At 65.8% G+C, this 18361-nt stretch carries 22 protein-coding genes; 13 read left to right on the forward strand and 9 right to left on the reverse strand.

Translation table 11 applies throughout. The features are described 5' to 3' along the window. Positions 1–67 precede the first annotated feature (67 nt). A complete protein-coding gene (locus tag FHW64_RS23345; protein WP_184530617.1) occupies positions 68–2014 on the reverse strand; it encodes a hypothetical protein in 1947 nt (648 codons plus the stop codon). 403 nt (positions 2015–2417) lie between these two features. Between FHW64_RS23345 and FHW64_RS23350 the strand changes: the two genes are divergently transcribed. The 5 genes from FHW64_RS23350 to FHW64_RS23370 all read left to right on the forward strand — a co-directional run bounded on the left by FHW64_RS23350 (position 2418) and on the right by FHW64_RS23370 (position 5203). Beyond that, positions 2418–2876, forward strand: a complete 459-nt coding sequence (locus FHW64_RS23350; protein ID WP_184530618.1) for an excisionase family DNA-binding protein — start codon at positions 2418–2420, stop codon at positions 2874–2876. 4 nt (positions 2877–2880) lie between these two features. Beyond that, positions 2881–3456 carry a PIN domain-containing protein gene (locus FHW64_RS23355; protein ID WP_184530619.1) on the forward strand — a complete coding sequence of 192 codons (576 nt, stop codon included), beginning with the start codon at positions 2881–2883 and terminating at the stop codon, positions 3454–3456. Positions 3457–3752: 296 nt separating this feature from the next. Then, the gene (locus FHW64_RS23360) at positions 3753–4061 is read left to right on the forward strand and encodes a hypothetical protein (protein WP_184530620.1); all 309 of its coding nucleotides are present in this window, start codon (positions 3753–3755) and stop codon (positions 4059–4061) included. A 140-nt stretch (positions 4062–4201) separates the two neighbouring features. Continuing rightward, the gene (locus FHW64_RS23365) at positions 4202–4501 is read left to right on the forward strand and encodes a hypothetical protein (RefSeq protein WP_184530621.1); all 300 of its coding nucleotides are present in this window, start codon (positions 4202–4204) and stop codon (positions 4499–4501) included. Positions 4502–4597: 96 nt separating this feature from the next. Further along, positions 4598–5203 (forward strand): hypothetical protein, encoded by a 606-nt coding sequence (locus FHW64_RS23370; RefSeq protein ID WP_184530622.1) that lies wholly within the window; start codon positions 4598–4600, stop codon positions 5201–5203. Here FHW64_RS23370 and FHW64_RS23375 read toward each other — a convergent pair. Beyond that, positions 5200–5586, reverse strand: coding sequence for a hypothetical protein (locus FHW64_RS23375; RefSeq protein WP_184530623.1), 387 nt, complete (start codon positions 5584–5586; stop codon positions 5200–5202). The genes FHW64_RS23370 and FHW64_RS23375 overlap by 4 nt on opposite strands. 101 nt (positions 5587–5687) lie before the next feature. On the opposite strand from FHW64_RS23375, the gene FHW64_RS23380 reads away from it, so the two are divergent. Then, positions 5688–6623 (forward strand): hypothetical protein, encoded by a 936-nt coding sequence (locus tag FHW64_RS23380; protein ID WP_184530624.1) that lies wholly within the window; start codon positions 5688–5690, stop codon positions 6621–6623. A gap of 35 nt (positions 6624–6658) precedes the next feature. Beyond that, positions 6659–6970, forward strand: coding sequence for a hypothetical protein (locus FHW64_RS23385; protein WP_184530625.1), 312 nt, complete (start codon positions 6659–6661; stop codon positions 6968–6970). 15 nt (positions 6971–6985) lie between these two features. Here FHW64_RS23385 and FHW64_RS23390 read toward each other — a convergent pair whose 3' ends face one another. Further along, the gene (locus FHW64_RS23390; protein WP_184530626.1) at positions 6986–8263 is read right to left on the reverse strand and encodes an MFS transporter; all 1278 of its coding nucleotides are present in this window, start codon (positions 8261–8263) and stop codon (positions 6986–6988) included. Positions 8264–8444: 181 nt separating this feature from the next. Between FHW64_RS23390 and FHW64_RS23395 the strand changes: the two genes are divergently transcribed. Next, entirely contained in the window at positions 8445–9062 is a 618-nt protein-coding gene (locus FHW64_RS23395; protein ID WP_184530627.1) for a hypothetical protein, read from the forward strand. Positions 9063–9078: 16 nt separating this feature from the next. Here the strand turns inward: FHW64_RS23395 and FHW64_RS23400 are convergent, their stop codons facing one another. Further along, entirely contained in the window at positions 9079–9717 is a 639-nt protein-coding gene (locus FHW64_RS23400; RefSeq protein WP_184530628.1) for a hypothetical protein, read from the reverse strand. 157 nt (positions 9718–9874) lie between these two features. Between FHW64_RS23400 and FHW64_RS23405 the strand changes: the two genes are divergently transcribed. After that, positions 9875–10156, forward strand: coding sequence for a hypothetical protein (locus tag FHW64_RS23405; RefSeq protein WP_184530629.1), 282 nt, complete (start codon positions 9875–9877; stop codon positions 10154–10156). A 7-nt stretch (positions 10157–10163) separates the two neighbouring features. On the opposite strand, the gene FHW64_RS23410 is transcribed toward FHW64_RS23405, so the two are convergent. Both FHW64_RS23410 and FHW64_RS23415 read right to left on the reverse strand, forming a co-directional pair. Continuing rightward, positions 10164–11714 (reverse strand): MFS transporter, encoded by a 1551-nt coding sequence (locus FHW64_RS23410; RefSeq protein WP_184530630.1) that lies wholly within the window; start codon positions 11712–11714, stop codon positions 10164–10166. Further along, positions 11711–12217 (reverse strand): MerR family transcriptional regulator, encoded by a 507-nt coding sequence (locus FHW64_RS23415; protein WP_184530631.1) that lies wholly within the window; start codon positions 12215–12217, stop codon positions 11711–11713. Before FHW64_RS23415 ends, FHW64_RS23410 begins: the two co-directional genes overlap by 4 nt. 115 nt (positions 12218–12332) lie before the next feature. On the opposite strand from FHW64_RS23415, the gene FHW64_RS23420 reads away from it, so the two are divergent. Beyond that, positions 12333–12734: a phage holin family protein gene (locus FHW64_RS23420; RefSeq protein WP_184530632.1), complete on the forward strand. Its 402-nt coding sequence runs from the start codon at positions 12333–12335 to the stop codon at positions 12732–12734. A 3-nt stretch (positions 12735–12737) separates the two neighbouring features. On the opposite strand, the gene FHW64_RS23425 is transcribed toward FHW64_RS23420, so the two are convergent. The 3 genes from FHW64_RS23425 to FHW64_RS23435 form a co-directional block, all read right to left on the reverse strand. Continuing rightward, positions 12738–13715 carry a tripartite tricarboxylate transporter substrate binding protein gene (locus FHW64_RS23425; RefSeq protein ID WP_184530633.1) on the reverse strand — a complete coding sequence of 326 codons (978 nt, stop codon included), beginning with the start codon at positions 13713–13715 and terminating at the stop codon, positions 12738–12740. Between the two features lie 64 nt (positions 13716–13779). Continuing rightward, the gene (locus FHW64_RS23430; RefSeq protein WP_184530634.1) at positions 13780–14205 is read right to left on the reverse strand and encodes a YbaY family lipoprotein; all 426 of its coding nucleotides are present in this window, start codon (positions 14203–14205) and stop codon (positions 13780–13782) included. Beyond that, positions 14202–16223 (reverse strand): acetoacetate--CoA ligase, encoded by a 2022-nt coding sequence (locus FHW64_RS23435; RefSeq protein WP_184531091.1) that lies wholly within the window; start codon positions 16221–16223, stop codon positions 14202–14204. Before FHW64_RS23435 ends, FHW64_RS23430 begins: the two co-directional genes overlap by 4 nt. 191 nt (positions 16224–16414) lie before the next feature. On the opposite strand from FHW64_RS23435, the gene FHW64_RS23440 reads away from it, so the two are divergent. The 3 genes from FHW64_RS23440 to FHW64_RS34505 are packed head-to-tail and all read left to right on the forward strand — an operon-like array spanning position 16415 to position 18309. After that, complete coding sequence (locus FHW64_RS23440; RefSeq protein ID WP_184530635.1) at positions 16415–17074, forward strand: peroxiredoxin; 660 nt, start codon at positions 16415–16417, stop codon at positions 17072–17074. Positions 17075–17085: 11 nt separating this feature from the next. Further along, on the forward strand, positions 17086–18126 hold the full coding sequence (locus tag FHW64_RS23445; protein WP_184530636.1) for an MBL fold metallo-hydrolase: 1041 nt from the start codon (positions 17086–17088) through the stop codon (positions 18124–18126). A gap of 57 nt (positions 18127–18183) precedes the next feature. After that, on the forward strand, positions 18184–18309 hold the full coding sequence (locus tag FHW64_RS34505; protein ID WP_260306302.1) for a hypothetical protein: 126 nt from the start codon (positions 18184–18186) through the stop codon (positions 18307–18309). Positions 18310–18361: the final 52 nt, after the last annotated feature.

Genomic DNA, 18361 nt, shown 5'->3' on the forward strand with positions numbered 1-18361 from the left:
GAGCAACCGGCGGTGAGAGAAGGCTCTCGGTAGCGCGGGCGGAGCCCGCGCCAACCCAGGCAGGCGATCAGGGCACGATGGCCGGAACGCCGATCAGCGAGAACAAGGCATTGGCGGCCGTCAGATTCAACTGAGTCTCGCGCGCAAGCCCTGGTTTTGACTTTTGGCCCGTGTAAACAGCGCCTGCACGTTCAACAAAAACGCGTTCAGCGCCAATGCCAGAGAGCTGCAACGGTAAGTTCTTCAGCCGCATCACGCGCGCGTCACCCAGGGTCTCGATCTCGTAAGTGCCGCGGCCAATGGGCACGCAGTTGCGAATCGAGAGCACCGGCAGCTGACGTTGTCGACAACTGTGATACGCGACCACGCTGCCGGACTCCGCAGGAAAGCTCGCGGCGATGATGGTGTTGGTGGTGTAGTAAGCCGTGGGATTGCTGACCGCCGATTCGCTACCCAGGCCTGCAAGGGCGAAAGCGCTGAAGGTCCAGTCCTCATCCACCGCCGTGCCGTAGTAGACGGAGCCGTCCGACGAGGTGATGGATCGCTGGTTGTAGACGCAAGGTGTCCCGCGGAAGTACGCGAGCAGCTCGTCGAACGAAGTGACGCCGACGGCGGCAGACGCGTCAGCGTCGGCGCTCAGGCAAGCCGGTGCTCCACCCTCGCGCGTATCGCCGCCTGCGGCAACGGCAGCCGAAAACCGTGGCGTGAAATTGCCGGTGGAATAGACCACTGGCGACGTGGCGGTGATAACCGTTGTCTGCAATTGCAGCTTGGACCCTGCTGGGAAAACGGCGGAGCCCTTCGCTCCAAGGTCGTTGGGAAGCGTGGCCCATCCCGGCCCCGCCCAGAGCGCCGTGCTCGGTACGACAGGAGAGATCGCGGCGAGCACCTCGTTCATCTTCTTGCCGGAGATGTCGACAGCGGAACGCTGCGAGCTTCCGGTCATGAGGTTGTCGCAATAGTTGACGTAGGCAGAACGACCGCTGGCGTCGCGTTGGGACTCAATACTCTGCGTGGAAGAAAGGCATTCCGCCCACCCGCTGCCGTTCCAATGCAGCATTTGCGGTGCAAGCGCGGTCATCCCGTTACCGTGAAGCCCTCCTTCGAACAAGGTACCTGCTTGGTAGTTGCGCTGCACGCCCCGAAAGCGAACGAGACCCGACGCATCCGGAGTGTTCTCCTGCGCTGTCGCGAGGAACCCGCCGTAGGACGCGTAGTAGTTGGCTTCAATGAACTTCAGGAACGAGATGGAAGCGGAAGCCTGCGGATTGGGTGAGTCCTTTGTTCCCGTGTCAGGAGCCCGGCCGGCGGCGATCAGCGCGGGTGCCGACTCGACCGTCATGCCGTTCGTCGCGACTATCGACGTGACTTGGGTCTGTAGTGCGGCCTCGCAAGCAGATGACCCCGGACCCTCGGCACAAGCCGACTGGATCGTGCTCTCTTGCGTGGCTCTGCTGACCGAAGCCAGCATGTCCAGCAACTCACGATGAACGGCCGTTCGGAGGTCGGCGTCGCTGATGGTTGCGCCGCTCAGATCGGTGCGTCCCTTCAAGCTTGCCAGCTGCCCGAGTTGCTGCTGCGCGATCAGGACCAGCAGGCGGGCATTCACCGCAGCCGCACGATTGGCTGCGGAGCTGTCGGCCGTGAAGTCGCTGAACAGCGATACGCCCAGCCCCACCTGAGCTCTCGCGCTTGCTTCTGCCTCGTCGGCAGATACGCCGGTGTCACGCAGGATCTGATTCACCAGCGTGGTCAGTGGACTCACAACACTGCTGCGACCGGGAGGCGCACTAAGGCTGAAGGCCACCGGAACCGGACCGGTGTCGGCATCGATTGCGTCCGTGCCCACCGCCGCCACGACGGGCGCCTTCGCGGAATCAGCGGGGGAAACGTCAAGAATGGCTTGACCCGTCGCGTCGGTGCGGGCGCTGGGCTCGCCGGCATCGAGCTGTCCGTTGTTGTTCAGATCCAGGAAGACCAGAGCGTTGCGAATCGCTCCGTCGATCACTTTCACACTGGTCTTCTGGGCTGTGGGTTCTGAAGCAGTCGGCGCCGACGTCTGTGTCTGCGCCGTTGGCGCAGCAGCGAAGAACCCCCCGCCGCCTCCGCCACCACCTCCACAGCCTGCAAGGCTGCCCACCACGATTGCCGCTCCACCGGCAAAGGCGCTCCAAGATTTCATTGTTGATTTCCGTTGTTTTGAGTGACTGTCGAGAGCCGGTTCTCCAAGGTCCCCCGGCCCCGGAAATCGTAACTGCGCGTTTCTTAAGAACGATTCGGCGTTTGTGCTGGTTTCTCGTTTGTTTAGGGGTTTCGTTTGTTTCTGTTGTTTCGTTTGTTGCGTTTGAAGTAGGATCGCGCGCAGGTGTCCGAAGAGGCACGCGGAATAACCAAATGGCAACTGCGAAAGGACGAAGATGAGCCAGCAGATTCTGGAACCCGCCACCCAGGCGGAGGCGGAGATGGCAGCGACCGCGCGCGCTCTATTGATCGCGGCGCTGGACCACTCCAAGGCCAAACAACTCAAGCTCACGATCGAAGGCGAAGGTCAGGACGCCCCTGCCTTGCACCTTCCGCCGAGGGCGCTTCGATTCTTTGCGGACGTGTTGCGGCAGATGGCACTGCGTCAGCCGATGCTCCTGATCCCGCAAAAGGCTCAGATGACTACCCAGGAAGCAGCATCGTTCCTCAACGTCTCGCGTCCATTCGTCATCAAGGAGATAGCCGCCGGGCGGCTGAGGTGCCACATGGTCAACACGCACCGGAGGATCGACTTCGAGGAGTTGATGCGCTACCAGGACGAGCAGCGTGCTCGCAGCGAGGCAGCCATGCGCCGCATGCACGAGGTCGATACGCAGCTCGGCGAGGAACCCTGAGCCGATGGCAGGGGCATCGCGCTACACCGCGCTCCTTGATGCGAACGTCCTGTTCCCAAAGCTGCAATGCGACGCGCTGTTGAGCCTCGCTCACGCCGGCCTCTACGCGGCCAAGTGGAGTGTGGATATCGAACGCGAATGGCTGCAAGCAAGGTCAGCCAAGTTTCCCGATAGCGACGAAGCCAATCGGACGAAGGCCCGCGCCATGTGCGAGGCCATCCCAGACTGCATGGTGGAGGGCTATGAATCCTTTGTCGAATGCCTGCAGTTGCCCGACCCGAACGATCGCCATGTGTTGGCCGCTGCGATCGTGGGCCATGCCGACGCCATCGTCACCAACAACCTGAGCGATTTCCCCATCGAGGCGCTCGACAAGCACTGCATCGACGTGCAGACGCCAGACCAGTTCATCGTCAATCAACTGACGCTGCATCCAACGCAAGCGCTGAGTGCCCTGCGCCAGATGCGAATGCGCTGGAACAACCCGGCGCACACGGCGGAGACGCTGGCCAAGCTGTTCGAAGTGCGTGGAATGCCGCTCACGTCTCTGCATTTGCTCGACCGCCTGGACGTGCTGTGAAACAGGCCAGGTGAACCCTTAGCGCAGCGAACACGGCCGATATACTGGCCCTCGTCACGACAGAGCGTGACCGGGTTTGGAAGCCCGCCAGCACCCCTGCGACGAAAGCCGCAGAACCCTCCGCAGGGAATTGCGGCTTTTTCGTTCGCGCCTGCTTTTAGGCGGCTCGAACGGGAGGGCTCACGCCCTGCCGGTTCTCGCAAGGGGTGCCCGGTCTTCCAACCTGTTCGAGTCGCCGCCACCGTTTGGAAGCGGAGGCGGCGGTTTTTGCAAACCGCACCCCTTGGAGGCCATTGATGGTCCACCCTACTTGCGCGCACGCGCACCTCCCCAACGATCCCCCCGCCCACGCCGACTCGCCCAGCGAGCCCCTCCCCGACCCCTTCGAACTCACGATGCAAGCCATCCGCGAGATCAAGGCAGCGCGGTCGGCGTATCACATCGTCACCTGCATCCAGAGCATTTCCGACGCGTCCGAAGCGCGCGAGCTGATGCTGCTCACCGACGCCGAGTTCAAGCGTCGCGTTGAAGCCGCCTTGGCGACGCTCAGGTCGATGCGCGGGCCGAACGGCAAGCGACTTTCGCCTGCGACGGTCGCGCTGTAACACCGGCGAGCCGGTCGCTGGCCGGCTCGCCAACTTCCAATCAGGCTTTCCCCCTGCCCCGCTCCGCGCGCAAGGCGCAGAGTGCCTGCGGCACATCCCGTGCCGGAGGCCGCCGCTCCCTTCGGCGGGGGAGATTGCAGATGATCATCTTCGTCCGCACCGCCGGCATCGCGCCGGGCAAGAACGCCAGCATGCTGGCGTTTTCGAAGGAAATCGTGGCCTACATCAAGGACGCCTACAAGTTCGATGTCGAGGTGCTGCTACCCATCGGCGGCAATCCGCAGCGGATCGGCTGGACCTCGCGGCACAAGGATCTGGCGGAGTACGACAGCGTCAATCTGCGGCTGATCGCCGACCCGAAGTACTGGGAGATCCTGAACAAGTACATCGACAGCTTCATGCCCGGGTCGGCGCACGACGAGATCTGGCGCACGCTCTGACCTCCGGCGTATAGCCGGGCGGCGGAGTGACAGCCGCCCAACCGCGCATCAGAATCCTTCGTTGTCGCCCATCGGCAGCGCGAGGAAGGTTCTTTCATGGCGGAGGAAGAGAAGTCCAAGTCCTGGTGGCAGACGTTGCCGGGGTTCATCGCCAGCCTGACGGCGGCCACGACAGCGGCCGCGGGGCTGCTGGTGGCGCTCAAGCAGGTGGGCTGGATCGGGTCACCGCAGCCGCCCGCGCCGCCGACGCCTCAACAGCAGCAGTCATCGCAAGGCGGGGGAACCTCGTCTGCGCCATCACCCTCCCCGGCTCCGGCCGCGTCGGCGGCCGCAGCGGCGCCAGCGAGCCATCCGGTGACCTTGCCCGAGTTGCGCGAATACAAGCTGGGGCCGGCAACCTTCACGCTGCTGTCCGCAACGCTGTCGCCGCAGACGGCGGAGAAGGATGCGTTGAAGATCCAGGTCCGCATGTTGAACAACAACACCTATGACGCGAACTTCTGGGACAAGGAGTTCCGCCTGATCCTCGATGGGGTGCCGATGGCGCCGGAGAGCAATCTCAACGAGCTGGTGGCGGCCCGTTCGGCCAAGGACGGTACGGTGATGTTCGTGGTGCCGCGCGGCACGGCGAGCGTCAATCTGCAGATCGACTACGCCGACCAGCAGACGGTGATCCCGCTGACACTCGCGGCGCCTCGCTAGGACAGGCGGCGCCATTCATCGAGGCAGTGCGCGGCGAGCGCCGTAACCCAGAACGGCTCTTTCGGATCGAAGGCGATGCCGAAGCGGGGCGAGACGAGGAAGCCGGCTCTTTCGAAGCAGTCATCGTCCTCTGCGTGGATGAAGAACGCGAGCGCGTCGAAGCCGATGGACCGCTGGCCGATGATGACGACGGACGCTTGCATGGTGACTTCTTCGAGCCGACCGCAGTCCTGGAAGCGGTAGATGACCGATCCGTAGTCGAGCTCGTTCAGGCCGACACTGTTTCGGCCAGTCTTGAAGGGCTTGCCGTGCAGGCGCCGCACGTCTTCCGCCGAGGCGGTGAACGGCAGGTCGTTGACGCGGATGAAGGGGTCGAGGTTCATGGCAACGCGCGGGCGGGCCAGGAGATTCTGGTGGTTTCTGCCGAGAACTGAGCCATGGGTTTGCTTCCAGAATGGCGATCGAAGCGAACGGAGAGCCCCTCATGAACGAATCTCCCGGCAGTGCGGCCGATGAGCCGCAGAACGAGCGCCGCGATCTGCTGCAGCGCATGTGTGCGCTCGCTGCGGTCGGGATGGCGACAGGCGGAAGCACGATCGCGGGCTGCGGCGGAGGGAGCAGCGGCGGCGGGGTTTCGTTTGTCGCCAACTCGGGCTCGGGGACTGCGACAGGGACGACTACGCCGTCGCCGGCACCCTCGCCTTCTCCTTCGCCATCGCCATCGGTTTCTCCGCCGCCGCCAGCAACTTCTCCAGCATCGTCGTCTGCGTTGGCGGCGCCCGCGCTGGGTCAGCACGGCCTGAGCTACAACAGTCTGAACGTCACCACCTCGGCGCTGGTGGTTTCGGGCATGTCCACACGCACGAGCGGAAGCACCTTGCTGGTCTGCGTCGGACGGGGCAACCAGTCCGCCAGCGCCATACCGACGGACAACGCGGGGAATGCGTTCGCCCAACTCGGCACGGCGCACGCGTACACGCTCTACCCCGACTCGGGCACGGCGCTGTTCGCCTGCGAGAAGGCGCGCGGGATGACTGGCCATGCGGTCACGGTGGCGAAGCCGGACCCGCTCGACGAGGTAACGCTGACCGTGGTCGAGATCACCGGCGGCGGCTCGGTGCACGACGTGAAGTGGCGCGAGGTGCTGTCCGGCCAGCCGCTGACCAGCGCCAGCGTCTCGACGACCGGCGCCGCGCTGCTGGTGGCGTGGTGGTGGGGCGACGCGAATTCCAACGGTGACAAGACGGCCGTGGCCGACGGCGGCTTCACGGTGATCGATTCAGTGCTCGCGGCGGGTCCGCTGGTGCAGGGCGCGGTGGCGGTCAAGCAGGTCTCGGCGGCCGGCACCTACAACGTGACGTGGACATCGACGCCGCAGCAGGGCGCGCAGCTCTGGCTGGTGGCGGTGCAGGCGGGGTGAAGGGAGCAGCCGCCGACTTGAGGTAGCTTCGCCGCATGACCCTGGACTATCTGGATTTCGACTACAGCGAAGACACCGAAGGCATCGGCGTGTTCGACGCCATGGCCACCATCCGCCCACAGCATCTCGCCGCGGTTCGCGCGGAAGTGGAACAGGTGCTCGGCTGGGCGAACGACGTCTTCGCCGGCCGGCGCGGACCGGTGGAAGACGGCGGGGAATGGGACTACGACTTGCAGGAGATGCCGGACGACTCGCCCGGTGAGGCGCGCCACACGGTGACGCTGTCGATCAGCGGCACCGAGGCGTTCTGCGCGGCGTTCCGTGAGGCGTTCGATCTGCCGGGCTGAGCGGCCTTCGCGACTTCAGGGATGCCGGGGCTGCAGCACTGTCATCCGCCGCCCCGCGCCCCAGCCGCTCCAGGCCATGCCGATGCCGATCACGACCATCAGCGCGGCGGAGCTTTCGAAGCCGCCGGTCCAGCCGCGCAGCAGTCCGGCGATCAGCGGGCCGGCGGAGGCCAGCACGTAGCCGCATCCTTGCGCCATGGCCGACAGTTGTGCCGTCACGTTGGCATCGGGCGAGCGCATGACGATCAGGGCCAGCGCGAGCGCGAAAGATCCACCCTGCCCCAGGCCGAGCAGCACCGTCCACAGCCAGACGCTCTCGAGCGGCGCAAAGAGGAAAGCCAGCAGCGAGACGAGGATGACCACCGTGAGTCCGAGCGCCAGCCCACGCTGGTCGCGGCAACGCGCGGCCACGGAAGGCGTGACGAGGCAGGTGCCGAGCTGCACGAGGATGGAGACGGCGAGCACGTAGCCGGCGGTCTGGCTGTCGAGGCCGCGCTCGCGCAGGATCGGCGACAGCCATCCCATGACGATGTACGCCAGCGAGGACTGCAGGCCCATGAAGCCGGTGACCTGCCATGCGAGCGGGTCGCGCCACAGGCTTCCGACGTGCGCACTCGGCGCGCTCGGCCGCGGGCGCGCGGCTAGAGCCTGCGGCGCCCACAGCAACACGACGAGGCCGGCGGGCAACGCCCAGAAGGCGAGCGCCGCGGTCCACGAGCCGTCGAAGAGATGCTCCAGCGGCACGGTGAAGGCAGCGGCGCTCGACGCGCCGGCGCACACAGCGAGGGTGTAGAGGCCGGTCATCATCGCGGCGCGGCTGGAGAAGTCGCGCTTGACGAGTCCGGGCAGCAGCACGTTGCCGACCGCGATGCCCGCGCCGGCCATCGCCGACGACGCGAATAGCATCGTCAGGTCGCCGGTGCCGCGCAGCAGCGTGCCGATGCAGATCAGGACAAGCGCGCCAAGCAGCGTGCGTTCAGGGCCGAAGCGCCGCGCGAGCGCCGGTGCGGGCGCCGCGAAGATGCCGAGGCACAGCAACGGCAGCGTGGTGAGCAGGCTCGCGCCGGAAGCGCCGAGGCCGGTGTCCTTCATGACTTCGGGCAGCAGCACCGAAAGGCTGCCGAACACCGGGCGCAGGTTGAAAGCGATGAGGATGAGGCTCAGGCCCAGCAGCAGTTGGCGGGCGCGTGTCTGCGCAGGCGCGGCGGAGGTGGCTTGAGAAGCGGGAGCAGAGGCGGTGGCGCCGGAGCGGACGTCCGCGCGAGGGCCGGACGCCCGGGCTGTGGATGGCATTGTCTGGATTGTTGTTGGATGGATACGAAGCGCAGGGCACTGTAGCGGGCCGCTCCGCGCGGCGTGCGCGCCGACCGAAGTAGCCGCGCAGACAGCCGGGAAAACACCGTTCTGTTCAGCCGATTGAAATGTGTGCGCTCGCCGCACAATGAACGCTCATGGCCACAAGAACTAACAAGCCGTGGAAACGATGAACCTCAATACGTTGCGCTTCTCGGGGCGGGACGGCGCGCCGTGCGTGCCGGGGGAGCCGATTTGCGTCCATTTCGGCGAGATTCTTGCGGGCACGGTCGACCCGGTGCCGCTGAGCCTTGGCGGCTCGCGCATCCTCCTTGCGCACTACAACCCGTCGACGGACGAGGCATCGCGACGCCTTCACAAACTGAATTTCGGCCGCGTGTCGCTGCTCGGCGTCACGGTGCACATCGCCGAGCACTACTCGAACGTGACCACGATCAGCTTCCTGCTGAACCGTGAGATCGAGGGCTATGGCGGCGGGGTGCGGCTGGCGGGTTCGCGCTCGGCGCTGCTGCAGAGCATCGGGGCGGAGAACATCGTGATCACGCCGCGGCCCGAACCCGAGCATGCCGGGCAGTTCGTGGTGGCGGCGGCGTGGCAGTACAACCAGCAGAACCTGGCATCGCTCAATGCCGCGCTGGCGGCGGAGTGGAAGATCTTCAGCGACCGCATGGAGCATGCCGACAGCGCGAGCGGTCGCACGCCGCGTGCCAATGCATGGCTGCGGCGATTCCTGCAGCGTCGCGGACGGCTGGGCGGCAGCGGGCGCAGGCCGGGGTAAGCGACGCGCGGCGGTTTCAGGCCGCCTCCAGCTCCCGGAAGCATGCGAGCACGGCGGTCGTGCCGGATGCGCCGTCGGCGCTGTAGCGCCAGTCCGGCGCTTCGTAATCCATGTGTGCGCAGATGTCGTCCCACGACTGCGCGAGTGCCGCCCATTCGGCGACGCCGGGTTCGTGCACGCGCTCGGCCAGCACGGTGAGCGCCTGCCGCAGCGACGGCACCTGTTCGATCAACAAACGGCAGCGTCGGAACGCATTGGCATCGCGCGGGAAGTCGCGCGGCGTGCCGCGGTAGTGGCGCGGACGCACGCCGGTCAGCAGCAGGAAGAGCGCGAGGCTTGCCGGGCCGTGCTCGCCCGCGGCCAGCCAGCGCAGAGCGTGGGGGTCGAGCCGAAGCGCGGCGCGGCCGAGCCTGGCGCGCAGGCGTTCGACCGCCGCCGGGGTTTCCTGCCGGCGCAGACGTGCGAGCGCGCTGGGCAGCCCGATGACGGCGCTCGCCTCCAGCATGCGAGCGGTGCCGGCGTGGAGCACTTCGCGATCGCTCGCCTGCTGCACCAGCGCCAGGAACTCCGGCAGCGGCATGTGGCCGTACACGATCCTGCACCCTTCGCGCATGAGGATCCGGTAGCTGGCGTCGCTGGCGGCAGTCGTGGTCACTCCGCTCTATCGGCAGAAATGAAGCCGGAAAACAGGGGGACGGCGCCGAGTTTTTCCGGGGCCGATCACGGTTTTCGGTGATGGCGCAGCGCGGCCAGTGTTTGTATCTTCATGGGTTGCCCCGGCGGGGCCCAAAAAGAAGCTACCCGGAAGTGAAATGCAGCCCGAAGTCGAGATCAGCAAACGCGGAGAGAAGAATTTCATCGCCTACGTCGGGATCGGCGATGGAACGCAGCGCTACGTCCGTGAAGGCTTGCAGTCGATCGCGCATTGCCTCAGCGACGCGGCGGCGGCGCTGGGCACCGAGTTCCGCTTCGCGACCGTGAGCTACGAGCGCACGCGGCTCGGCAGCTACCCGGTCGCCGTCATGGCGCACCGCGCACACGACGTGGCGGAAGAACTGTTGCTGAAGCTGGCGAACCTGCAGGTTGCGGCCTGAGCTTCGCTTAGTCGAGCACCTTCTGCGACGCGGCATAGAGCGCCGCGACGATCGCGATCACCGCCATCACGTGGAAACCGTCGAGCGAAGCCATGAAGGTGGCCTGCTGCTCGAGCATGCGCGAGAGCGATGCCAGCGCCATGGTGTGCGCTTCGCTCGCCGCGTGGCCAGCAGCCTGGAAGCCGCGCGTGAGCATGTCGAGCGTCTGCACGAAGGTGGCGTTGCCGAGGTTGGCCGATTCGCTGAGCCGCGTCTCGTGCAGCGCCGTGCGGTGCTGCTGCAGCGCGATCACGCTCGCGGTCGCGAAAGAGATCGCGAGTTGCCGGAGCAGGTTCTTGAGGCGGTAGCTGTGCGCGAAGTCCTCGCCCTTGAATGAGCGGAAGGTGACCCCGGCCACCGGCAGCATGACGAAGAGCATCATCAGGCCGCGCAGCAGCAGCGGCACGACGAGTTGCGCGCGCCCGGCCTGCGGCGACATGCGCGCGAGCCAGAAGCCCGCGATGGCCGCGATGACGAAGCCCGGCACCACCAGCCAGCGCTTGCGGGTCACGCGCGACGAGAACTTCATGTAGACGAACATCATCAGCCCGCCCACGAGCGACATCATCCCGGTGAAGTAGCCGGTGTCGCCGACGGTGAAGCCGAGGCCGCCTTCCATCATGCGCGGCAGCAGGTAGCTGAAGCCGGTGGAGAGGTAGTAGTAGACGACGTAAAGCGCGAGTCCGACCTGGAAACTCGCCTCACGGAGCCCCTGCAGCCGCACCAGCGGCGCGGGATGCTTCCACTGGTGGTAGCCGAACCAGGCGAGGCCCCCGACGCCGGCAATTGCGAGGCCGATGAGCGTCGGCGAACCGGAAAAGAGTTCGTAGTGCGCACGCGTGAGCACGACCTGCAGCGCGGCCTGCGCAAGGGCGAAGACGATGTAGGCGACGTAGTGTGGCTCGGTGCGCTGGTGGGGCGCGACGTCGCCGATGTCCGGCAGCGTCCACAGCGCCAGCACACCGATGAGCACCGCGACCGGCGCGCTGCAGAAGAACAGCGAGCGCCATTCGAAATGCGTGACCAGCCAGGCGCCGACGATGGGCGCGAGCGCGCCGCTGAAGATGATGAGCGCCATGAACACCCGCAGCGACTTCGCGCGCCGCTGCAGCGGAATGCCGATCTGGACCAGGATGCGGCACGCACCGAGCATCGGCCCGACGAAGTAACCCTGGAAGCCCCGCGCGAACATGAGCTGCACCGAGTTGTCGCTGAGCGCCGCGAAGATGCCACCGGCTGCGAAGGCGAACATGGAGACCGCGAGATAGCGGCGGTAGCCGATCCGCTCGACCCACGCATGCTGCTGAAGAATGCCGAGCACCGCGCCGAGCGCGTAGGCGCTGGAGGCCCAGACGAGTTCATCGGCGGACGCACTGACGCCGCCCGCGATGTAGCTCGCAAAGAACGCGAACAGCGCGTTGTCGAAATAGTCGATGCCGGTGATGACGGCGATGACCCAGGGCGCCAGCGCGGCGGCGCTGAGTCCGCGGCGCGGCAGGGCTGAAAGCTGCGAGCTCATGACGGCATGGCCTTGCGCAGCGCCGCCTTGCGCTCGGGCGCTTCGCGCTTGCGCTCTTCGAGGATGTCTTCGAGCGATTCGCCGTTGAGGCGACGCTCGACGTACTCGATGTCGCGACGCAGTTGCGACTGCAACGCGGCGGCTTCCTTGAGCTCGCGGCGGACTTGCTCGACACGGTTGTCCAGCGTTTCAAGCTGGGTGGTGAGCGTCGCCTTCAGCGTCTTGAGCGAGGCATTCGAGAGGCGCGGCCGACCGCCATCAACAGGCGCCTCGAAAGGCTGCTGAAGCATGGTGGTGATCGCGGTGAGCGAAAAGCCGAGCGACCGCATGCGCAGGATGCGCCCGAGCTTGTCGAGGTCGGCCGGCTCGTAGAGGCGGTAGCGGCCTTCGCTGCGTGCGGGGACGACCAGGCCGAGCTCCTCGTAGTACTTGAGGGTGCGCGGCGTGACGCCGAGCCGCTCGGCAGCTTCGCGGACGGTGATGGAACCATTGGCGTCGGTCATGACGCGATTCTACATCAACGTGTACGTTCACGTACATGTTTGCGCGGAATGACCCGCTCCGGACGACTGCGTAGATATGATCGCCCGGTCACTTCCAACGACGAGAAAGACCGACATGTCCGACTACCTCCCCTCGTTCCTCATCACCTGGGCGATCACCGCCCTGTCGCTGTGGGTGGCGAGCTATCTGTTCAAGGGAATCAAGTTCGAGGGCGCGGGCTCGATCATCATCGCGGCGCTGCTGCTGGGATTTGCGAACGCGATCGTGCGGCCGCTGCTGATCATCCTCACGCTGCCGCTGACGCTGCTGACCTTCGGGCTCTTCCTGCTGGTGATCAACGCGCTGATGATCCTGCTGGTCTCGGCCCTGGTGAAGGGCTTCAAGGTGTCGGGCTTCTGGACGGCCCTGTTCGCGAGCATCTTCATCTCGATCCTGAGCTTTTTCATCAGCGCAACGATCGATGGCGGCTCGCCCGAGACGCGCATCCAGATGCCGTCCGAAGGCAAGTGGCTCTGAGCCTTACTGCTTCGGAATGCCCGCCTGCCGGATCACGTCCGACCAGCGCTTGATTTCATCCTTGAGCAGCTTTGACTGCTGCTCCGGCGTGCTGCCGGCCGCTTCGACGCCGAGGGTGCGCAGGCGCTCCTTGACGTCAGGCGAAGCAAGCGCCTTGTTGGCTTCCTTGTTGAGCCGGGCGATGACTTCCGGTGGGGTCTTCGCAGGCACCGCGAGCGCGTTCCACGACGCGACGTTGAAGCCCGGAAAGCCGCTTTCCGCGACGGTCGGCGTGTCGGGCAGCGCGAAGGAGCGCTTGGTGCCCATGGTCGCGATGGCGCGCAATGCCTTGCCGTTGATCTGGCCCAGGATGGGCGCGAGGATCTCGACGCCCGCATCGACCTGACCGCCGCGCAGCGCATTGATCATCTGCGGCGAGCCGTTGAACGGAATCACCTGCACATCGACGCCAGTGCTGCGCTTGAACAGCTCGGCCGCGAGGTGTTGCGTGCTGCCCGTGTTGATGGTGCCGATGTTCACCTTGCCGGGGTTGGCCTTCGCGTAGGCGAGCAGGTCCTGCAGGGTCTTGAACTTCGAGTCCGCCTGGGTGACCACGGCCATGTCGAAGTAGCCGAGCATCGAGACCGGCGCGAAGTCCTTCACGGTGTCGAACGGCAGCTTGTTGAAGAGGCCGACGCTGACCGCGTTCCCGTTCGACATCAGCAGCATGGTCAGTCCGTCGGGCGCAGCCTTGGCGACCGTGTCGGTCGCGACCACGCCGCCCGCGCCGGGCTTGTTGTCGATGATGATCGATTGGCCCATGGATTCCGACATCTTCTGCGCCACCGTGCGCGCCGTGAGGTCGGCGACGCCGCCGGGACCGAAGGGCACCACGAGGCGGATGGGTTTGGTGGACGAAGGCTGCGCCTGCGCGCCTGCAACGATGGCGAGCGCCGCGAAGGCAACGATCGAGCGGCGGGCGAATTTGGGGAGGATGTTCATGGGATCAGGAGACGACGAGGTTGGATGCACAGGCGCGACCGATCGTAGCCGGTGCACCTGACGATCAGCGGTCCACGCGCGTGAGCATCAGGCTCGCGGTGTTGCCTTCGCGGTAGGTCAGCACGGGGTACGCACGGTCGGTGATGAAGAGCAACTGCCCGTCCTTGAGGATGCGCGCCGAGACGTTGTAGCGCATGCGTGGGTCGATGCGCGCGGGGTCCACGCTGAGTTCGAAGGCGATCGGCACCTGCTTGCCATCGGCGCGGATGCGCTGTTCGGCAAGCACGGTGGCGGCCACGTCCATGCGCGAGACATCGAGGAGCTGCACCACGATTTCTGCCGACGGGTCGAGCGCGATGCGCTCTCGGTACGCGACGGTGCCTGTCACTCGCACGAGTTCGGGCTTCGGCGCCGGCGGTGTCGTGCAGGCTGGCAAGAGAGGCACCGCCGCAGTGGCAAGGATCGAACGAAGGAAAGCGCGCTTGTTCATGCGTTCCGATTCTGCGCCTGCGACTTTGCATGTGCGGATGCGAAGGCCACGTACCAGTCGAGGCACCCGGGGTTGGCCATCGCCTCGCGGTTGACCACGCGCTCGATCGGCTGGCCGAGCATCAGCTTCTTGATCGGCAGTTCCTGCTTCTTGCCCGACAGCGTGCGCGGAATCTCCGCGACCTGCAGGATCTCGTTGGGCACGAAGCGCGGCGAAAGCGATGTCTTGATCGCGTTCTCGATCTTCGCGCGCATCGCGGCGTCGAGCGCCACGCCCGAACGGAGCACGACGAAGAGCGGCATGTAGCTTTCACGGCCGAGGTATTCGAGATCGACCACCATCGAGTCGAGCACCTCGGGCAAGCCTTCGACCGCGCTGTAGATCTCGCTGGTGCCCATGCGCAGGCCCTGGCGGTTGATGGTGGCGTCGCTGCGGCCGTAGATGATGCAGCCGCCGTCTTCCCCGATGCGGATCCAGTCGCCGTGGCGCCAGACGCCGGGATAGGTGTCGAAGTAGCTCGACAGGTAGCGCGCATTGCCTTCGTCGCCCCAGAAATAAAGCGGCATCGAAGGGATGGGTTGGGTGCAGACCAGCTCGCCGACTTCGCCGATCACGGGTTCGCCGTTCTCGTTCCACGCTTCGACCGCGGCACCAAGGAAGCGGCACTGCATCTGCCCCGGCACTTCCGGCAACTCGCGATTACCGCCGACGAACGCGCCGCAGAAGTCGGTACCGCCCGAAATGTTGTACCACCACACTTCGGACGAACCTGCACCGAGCACCTGCGCCGAGCCCCAGCGCTGCACTTCCTCAGACAGCGGCGAGCCGGTGCTGCCAAGCGCGCGCACGCGCGAGAGATCGCCGCAGTCCTTCGCGACCAAGCCGGCCTTCATGCAGTTGGCGAAGTACGCTGCGCCGGCGCCGAAGAAGGTGACCTTGTGCCGCGCAACGAAGCGCCACATCACGCCCCAGTCGATCTTCTCGCGGCTGCCGGCGGGGTTGCCGTCGTAGATGCAGATGGTCGCGCCGAAGGCCAGCCCCGAGAGCTGCGAGTTCCACATGACCCACCCGGTCGAGCTGTACCAGTGATAGCGCTCGCCATAGTTGTTGACGCTATAGCTCGGGCCGAGGTCATGGTGCAGGCCGCAGGCGTACATGTTGACGAGGATGCCGCCCTGCCCGTGCACGATGGGTTTGGGCAAGCCGGTGGTGCCGCTCGAATAGACGATCCATATCGGATGGTCGAAGGGCAGCCATTCGGGCTCGAAGGCGGCAGTCGCGGCATCGTTGCGCGAGACGGCTTCCGTCCAATCAGCTTCGGCCTCGATGCGCGCGGCGGCAAAGGGCGTGCACACCAACAGCAGCTTCTGCACGCTGGGCAGCGCGGCACGCAGTTCCTGCACGACCGTGCTGCGGTCGATCGGCTTGCCCCCGTAGTGGATGCCGTCGACCGCGATCAGCACCTTGGGCTCGATCTGGCGGAAGCGGTCAACCACGGCCGCGGTGCCCATGTCGGGCGCGCAGACGCTCCACACCGCGCCGATGCTCGAACAGGCGAGAAAGGCGACGAGCGTCTCGGGCACGTTGGGCATGTAGGCCGCGACACGGTCACCGCGCTGCACGCCGAGTTCGCGCAATCTCAGTGCGACGGAGGCGACCTGCCGGCGCAACTCCGGCCAGGAGATCTCGCGCACTTCGCCGAGTTCGTTGTCGGCGACGATCGCGAGCATGCCGGCCGCGTGCGCCGCATCGGCATGGCGGAAGACCTCCCGGGTGTAGTTGACCTGCGCACCCGGAAACCACTCGGTGCCCGGCATGTGGGTGTCGCCGACGACCCACGCGTGCGGTGTGGGCGAATGCATGCCGAAGAAGTCCCAGATGCTCTGCCAGAACGCAGGCAGGTCGGTGGTCGACCAGCGCCAGAGGGCGTCGTACGAATCGAAGGTCAGGCCCCGCTGGTCGCGCAGCCAATCCTGGTAGAGGCGGATCCGGGGGATGAAGGGGGCGGTTGTCTCGATGGTCTTGTTCACGCTTCGAGCCTAGCGCGGGGGTGGCCGGTCCATCAAGCGGGAAAGCACAAGCTTATGCAAATCCGCAGGGGTTCGATGCCTTGCTTGCGCCATCGGAACGTGGTGTACTTTTGGACTCCCTGCACGGCCACCGGCGGCCTTTTCCGCGGGGTTCTCACCATCAACTCGAAGGAGCGAATATGTCACTGCGCATCAACGATGTTGCGCCCGATTTCACGGCCAACACCACCCAGGGGCCGATCAAATTCCACGACTGGATCGGCGACAAGTGGGCGATCCTTTTCTCGCATCCGAAGGACTTCACGCCCGTGTGCACCACCGAGCTGGGCTACATGGCGAAGATCGAGCCGGAGTTCACCAAGCGCAATGCAAAGCTCATCGGCCTGAGCATCGACCCGGTGGATGCCCATGACAAGTGGGCCAAGGACATCGAGGAAACGCAGGGCCACCTGCCCAAGTACCCGATGATCGGCGACACCGACCTGAACGTCGCCAAGCTCTACAACATGCTGCCCGCGGAAGAGCCGGGCTCGTCCGACGGCCGCACCGCCGCGACCAACGCCACCGTGCGTTCGGTGTTCATCATCGGCCCGGACAAGAAGATCAAGCTGATGCTCACCTACCCGATGACCACCGGCCGCAACTTCGACGAGATCCTGCGCGTGCTCGACTCGATGCAGCTCACCGCTGCGCACAAGGTCGCGACGCCGGTGAACTGGAAGCACGGCGACGACGTGATCATTGCGGGCTCGGTCTCCGACGACGACGCGAAGAAGCTCTTCCCGGACGGCTGGACGGCGCCCAAGCCCTACCTGCGCGTGGTCAAGCAGCCCCGCTGAACGGTCGGCCGATGGTGTTCGAACAGATCGCCACCGGCGGCTGCCAGTCGTACCTGATCGGGTGCGACCAGACCTGCGTGGCCGCGCTGATCGATCCGGAGTTGAGCCAGATCGATCACTACATCGCGCTCACCGCGCGCGATGGGGTCCGCATCCGCTACCTGATCGACACGCACACGCATGCCGATCACTTCTCGGCCACGCGCGAACTCGCGCGTCGGCTGGATGTGCCGGTGGTGATGCACCGCGCGAGCCCCGCTCCCTTCGTCGACATGCGCATCGGCGATGGCGAGATGGTGGTGCTCGGCAAGCTCCGGCTGCAGGCCATGCACACGCCGGGACACACCGCGGATTCGATGTGCCTGCTGGTGGACGACAAGATCTTCACCGGCGACACCCTGCTCATCGGCGCGACGGGCCGCACCGACCTGCCCAGCGGCGACCCCGAGCAGCTCTACGACAGCCTCTTCAACAAGGTGCTCAAGCTCGACCCGGCGCTCAAGGTCTACCCCGCGCATGACTACAAGGGCCGCAGCCATTCGACCATCGGCGACGAGATCGCGACCAATCCACGCCTGCAGAAGCGCGATCGCGCCGAGTTCGTGGAGATGATGCGCAACCTCAACCTCACGATGCCGACGCACATCACCGAGGCGCTGCGCACGAACATGAGCGGCGGCAAGACGGTCGCGAGCCTGCTGGCCGAAGCGACGTCCGCCGTGCCCTTCATGTCGCTGGCCGAGCTGAAGTCGCGCGTGGAAGCCGAGGAGGACGATCTCATCGTGCTCGATGTGCGCGAGCGCGACGCCTACGAAGCAGGCCACATTCCCGGTGCGCGCCTGCTGCCGCGCGGACAACTCGAGCTGCGCGTGAACCAGGACCTGCCCGACCCGACGCGCCGCATCCTCGCCTGCTGCGAACTGGGCTACATCTCCACGCTCGCGGCGGCGACGCTGCGCTCGATGGGCTTCGTTCGCGCAGTCGCACTGGACGGCGGCATGAAGGCGTGGCGCGAGGCGGGCTACCCGCTGAAGCCGGGCAAAGAGGCCTGAGCCGGATCAGAATTCAAGGCGTTCGGGTCTCGTCGAAACGACCCCAAGGAGGACCCCATGAACCGAGCCCTCGCACTCCTTCTTGCCTGCGCGGCACTGGCAGCGCTTGCGGCCTGCGAGCCCAAGCCGCAAGGGCCCAAGGCGACTGCGGCACCGGCCTCTACTCCGGTCGCCACCGCATAGCGCACTACCGAATTACATCCACTTACGCAAGACGCACCAAAGGGCAAACCGC

Origin of the sequence: Variovorax sp. Sphag1AA, assembly GCF_014192575.1 — a bacterium.
In the GTDB taxonomy this organism is placed as follows: Bacteria; Pseudomonadota; Gammaproteobacteria; order Burkholderiales; family Burkholderiaceae_C; genus Variovorax.

What these genes read in the sequence shown, in the direction of transcription:
- FHW64_RS23350 (WP_184530618.1), top strand. Translation starts at nt 2,418, where the DNA reads ATGAGCCAGCAGATTCTGGAACCCGCCACCCAGGCGGAGGCGGAGATG.
- FHW64_RS23355 (WP_184530619.1), top strand. Translation starts at nt 2,881, where the DNA reads ATGGCAGGGGCATCGCGCTACACCGCGCTCCTTGATGCGAACGTCCTG.
- FHW64_RS23360 (WP_184530620.1), top strand. Translation starts at nt 3,753, where the DNA reads ATGGTCCACCCTACTTGCGCGCACGCGCACCTCCCCAACGATCCCCCC.
- FHW64_RS23365 (WP_184530621.1), top strand. Translation starts at nt 4,202, where the DNA reads ATGATCATCTTCGTCCGCACCGCCGGCATCGCGCCGGGCAAGAACGCC.
- FHW64_RS23370 (WP_184530622.1), top strand. Translation starts at nt 4,598, where the DNA reads ATGGCGGAGGAAGAGAAGTCCAAGTCCTGGTGGCAGACGTTGCCGGGG.
- FHW64_RS23375 (WP_184530623.1), bottom strand. Translation starts at nt 5,586, where the DNA reads ATGAACCTCGACCCCTTCATCCGCGTCAACGACCTGCCGTTCACCGCC.
- FHW64_RS23380 (WP_184530624.1), top strand. Translation starts at nt 5,688, where the DNA reads ATGAACGAATCTCCCGGCAGTGCGGCCGATGAGCCGCAGAACGAGCGC.
- FHW64_RS23385 (WP_184530625.1), top strand. Translation starts at nt 6,659, where the DNA reads ATGACCCTGGACTATCTGGATTTCGACTACAGCGAAGACACCGAAGGC.
- FHW64_RS23390 (WP_184530626.1), bottom strand. Translation starts at nt 8,263, where the DNA reads ATGCCATCCACAGCCCGGGCGTCCGGCCCTCGCGCGGACGTCCGCTCC.
- FHW64_RS23405 (WP_184530629.1), top strand. Translation starts at nt 9,875, where the DNA reads ATGCAGCCCGAAGTCGAGATCAGCAAACGCGGAGAGAAGAATTTCATC.
- FHW64_RS23410 (WP_184530630.1), bottom strand. Translation starts at nt 11,714, where the DNA reads ATGAGCTCGCAGCTTTCAGCCCTGCCGCGCCGCGGACTCAGCGCCGCC.
- FHW64_RS23415 (WP_184530631.1), bottom strand. Translation starts at nt 12,217, where the DNA reads ATGACCGACGCCAATGGTTCCATCACCGTCCGCGAAGCTGCCGAGCGG.
- FHW64_RS23420 (WP_184530632.1), top strand. Translation starts at nt 12,333, where the DNA reads ATGTCCGACTACCTCCCCTCGTTCCTCATCACCTGGGCGATCACCGCC.
- FHW64_RS23425 (WP_184530633.1), bottom strand. Translation starts at nt 13,715, where the DNA reads ATGAACATCCTCCCCAAATTCGCCCGCCGCTCGATCGTTGCCTTCGCG.
- FHW64_RS23430 (WP_184530634.1), bottom strand. Translation starts at nt 14,205, where the DNA reads ATGAACAAGCGCGCTTTCCTTCGTTCGATCCTTGCCACTGCGGCGGTG.
- FHW64_RS23440 (WP_184530635.1), top strand. Translation starts at nt 16,415, where the DNA reads ATGTCACTGCGCATCAACGATGTTGCGCCCGATTTCACGGCCAACACC.
- FHW64_RS23445 (WP_184530636.1), top strand. Translation starts at nt 17,086, where the DNA reads ATGGTGTTCGAACAGATCGCCACCGGCGGCTGCCAGTCGTACCTGATC.
- FHW64_RS34505 (WP_260306302.1), top strand. Translation starts at nt 18,184, where the DNA reads ATGAACCGAGCCCTCGCACTCCTTCTTGCCTGCGCGGCACTGGCAGCG.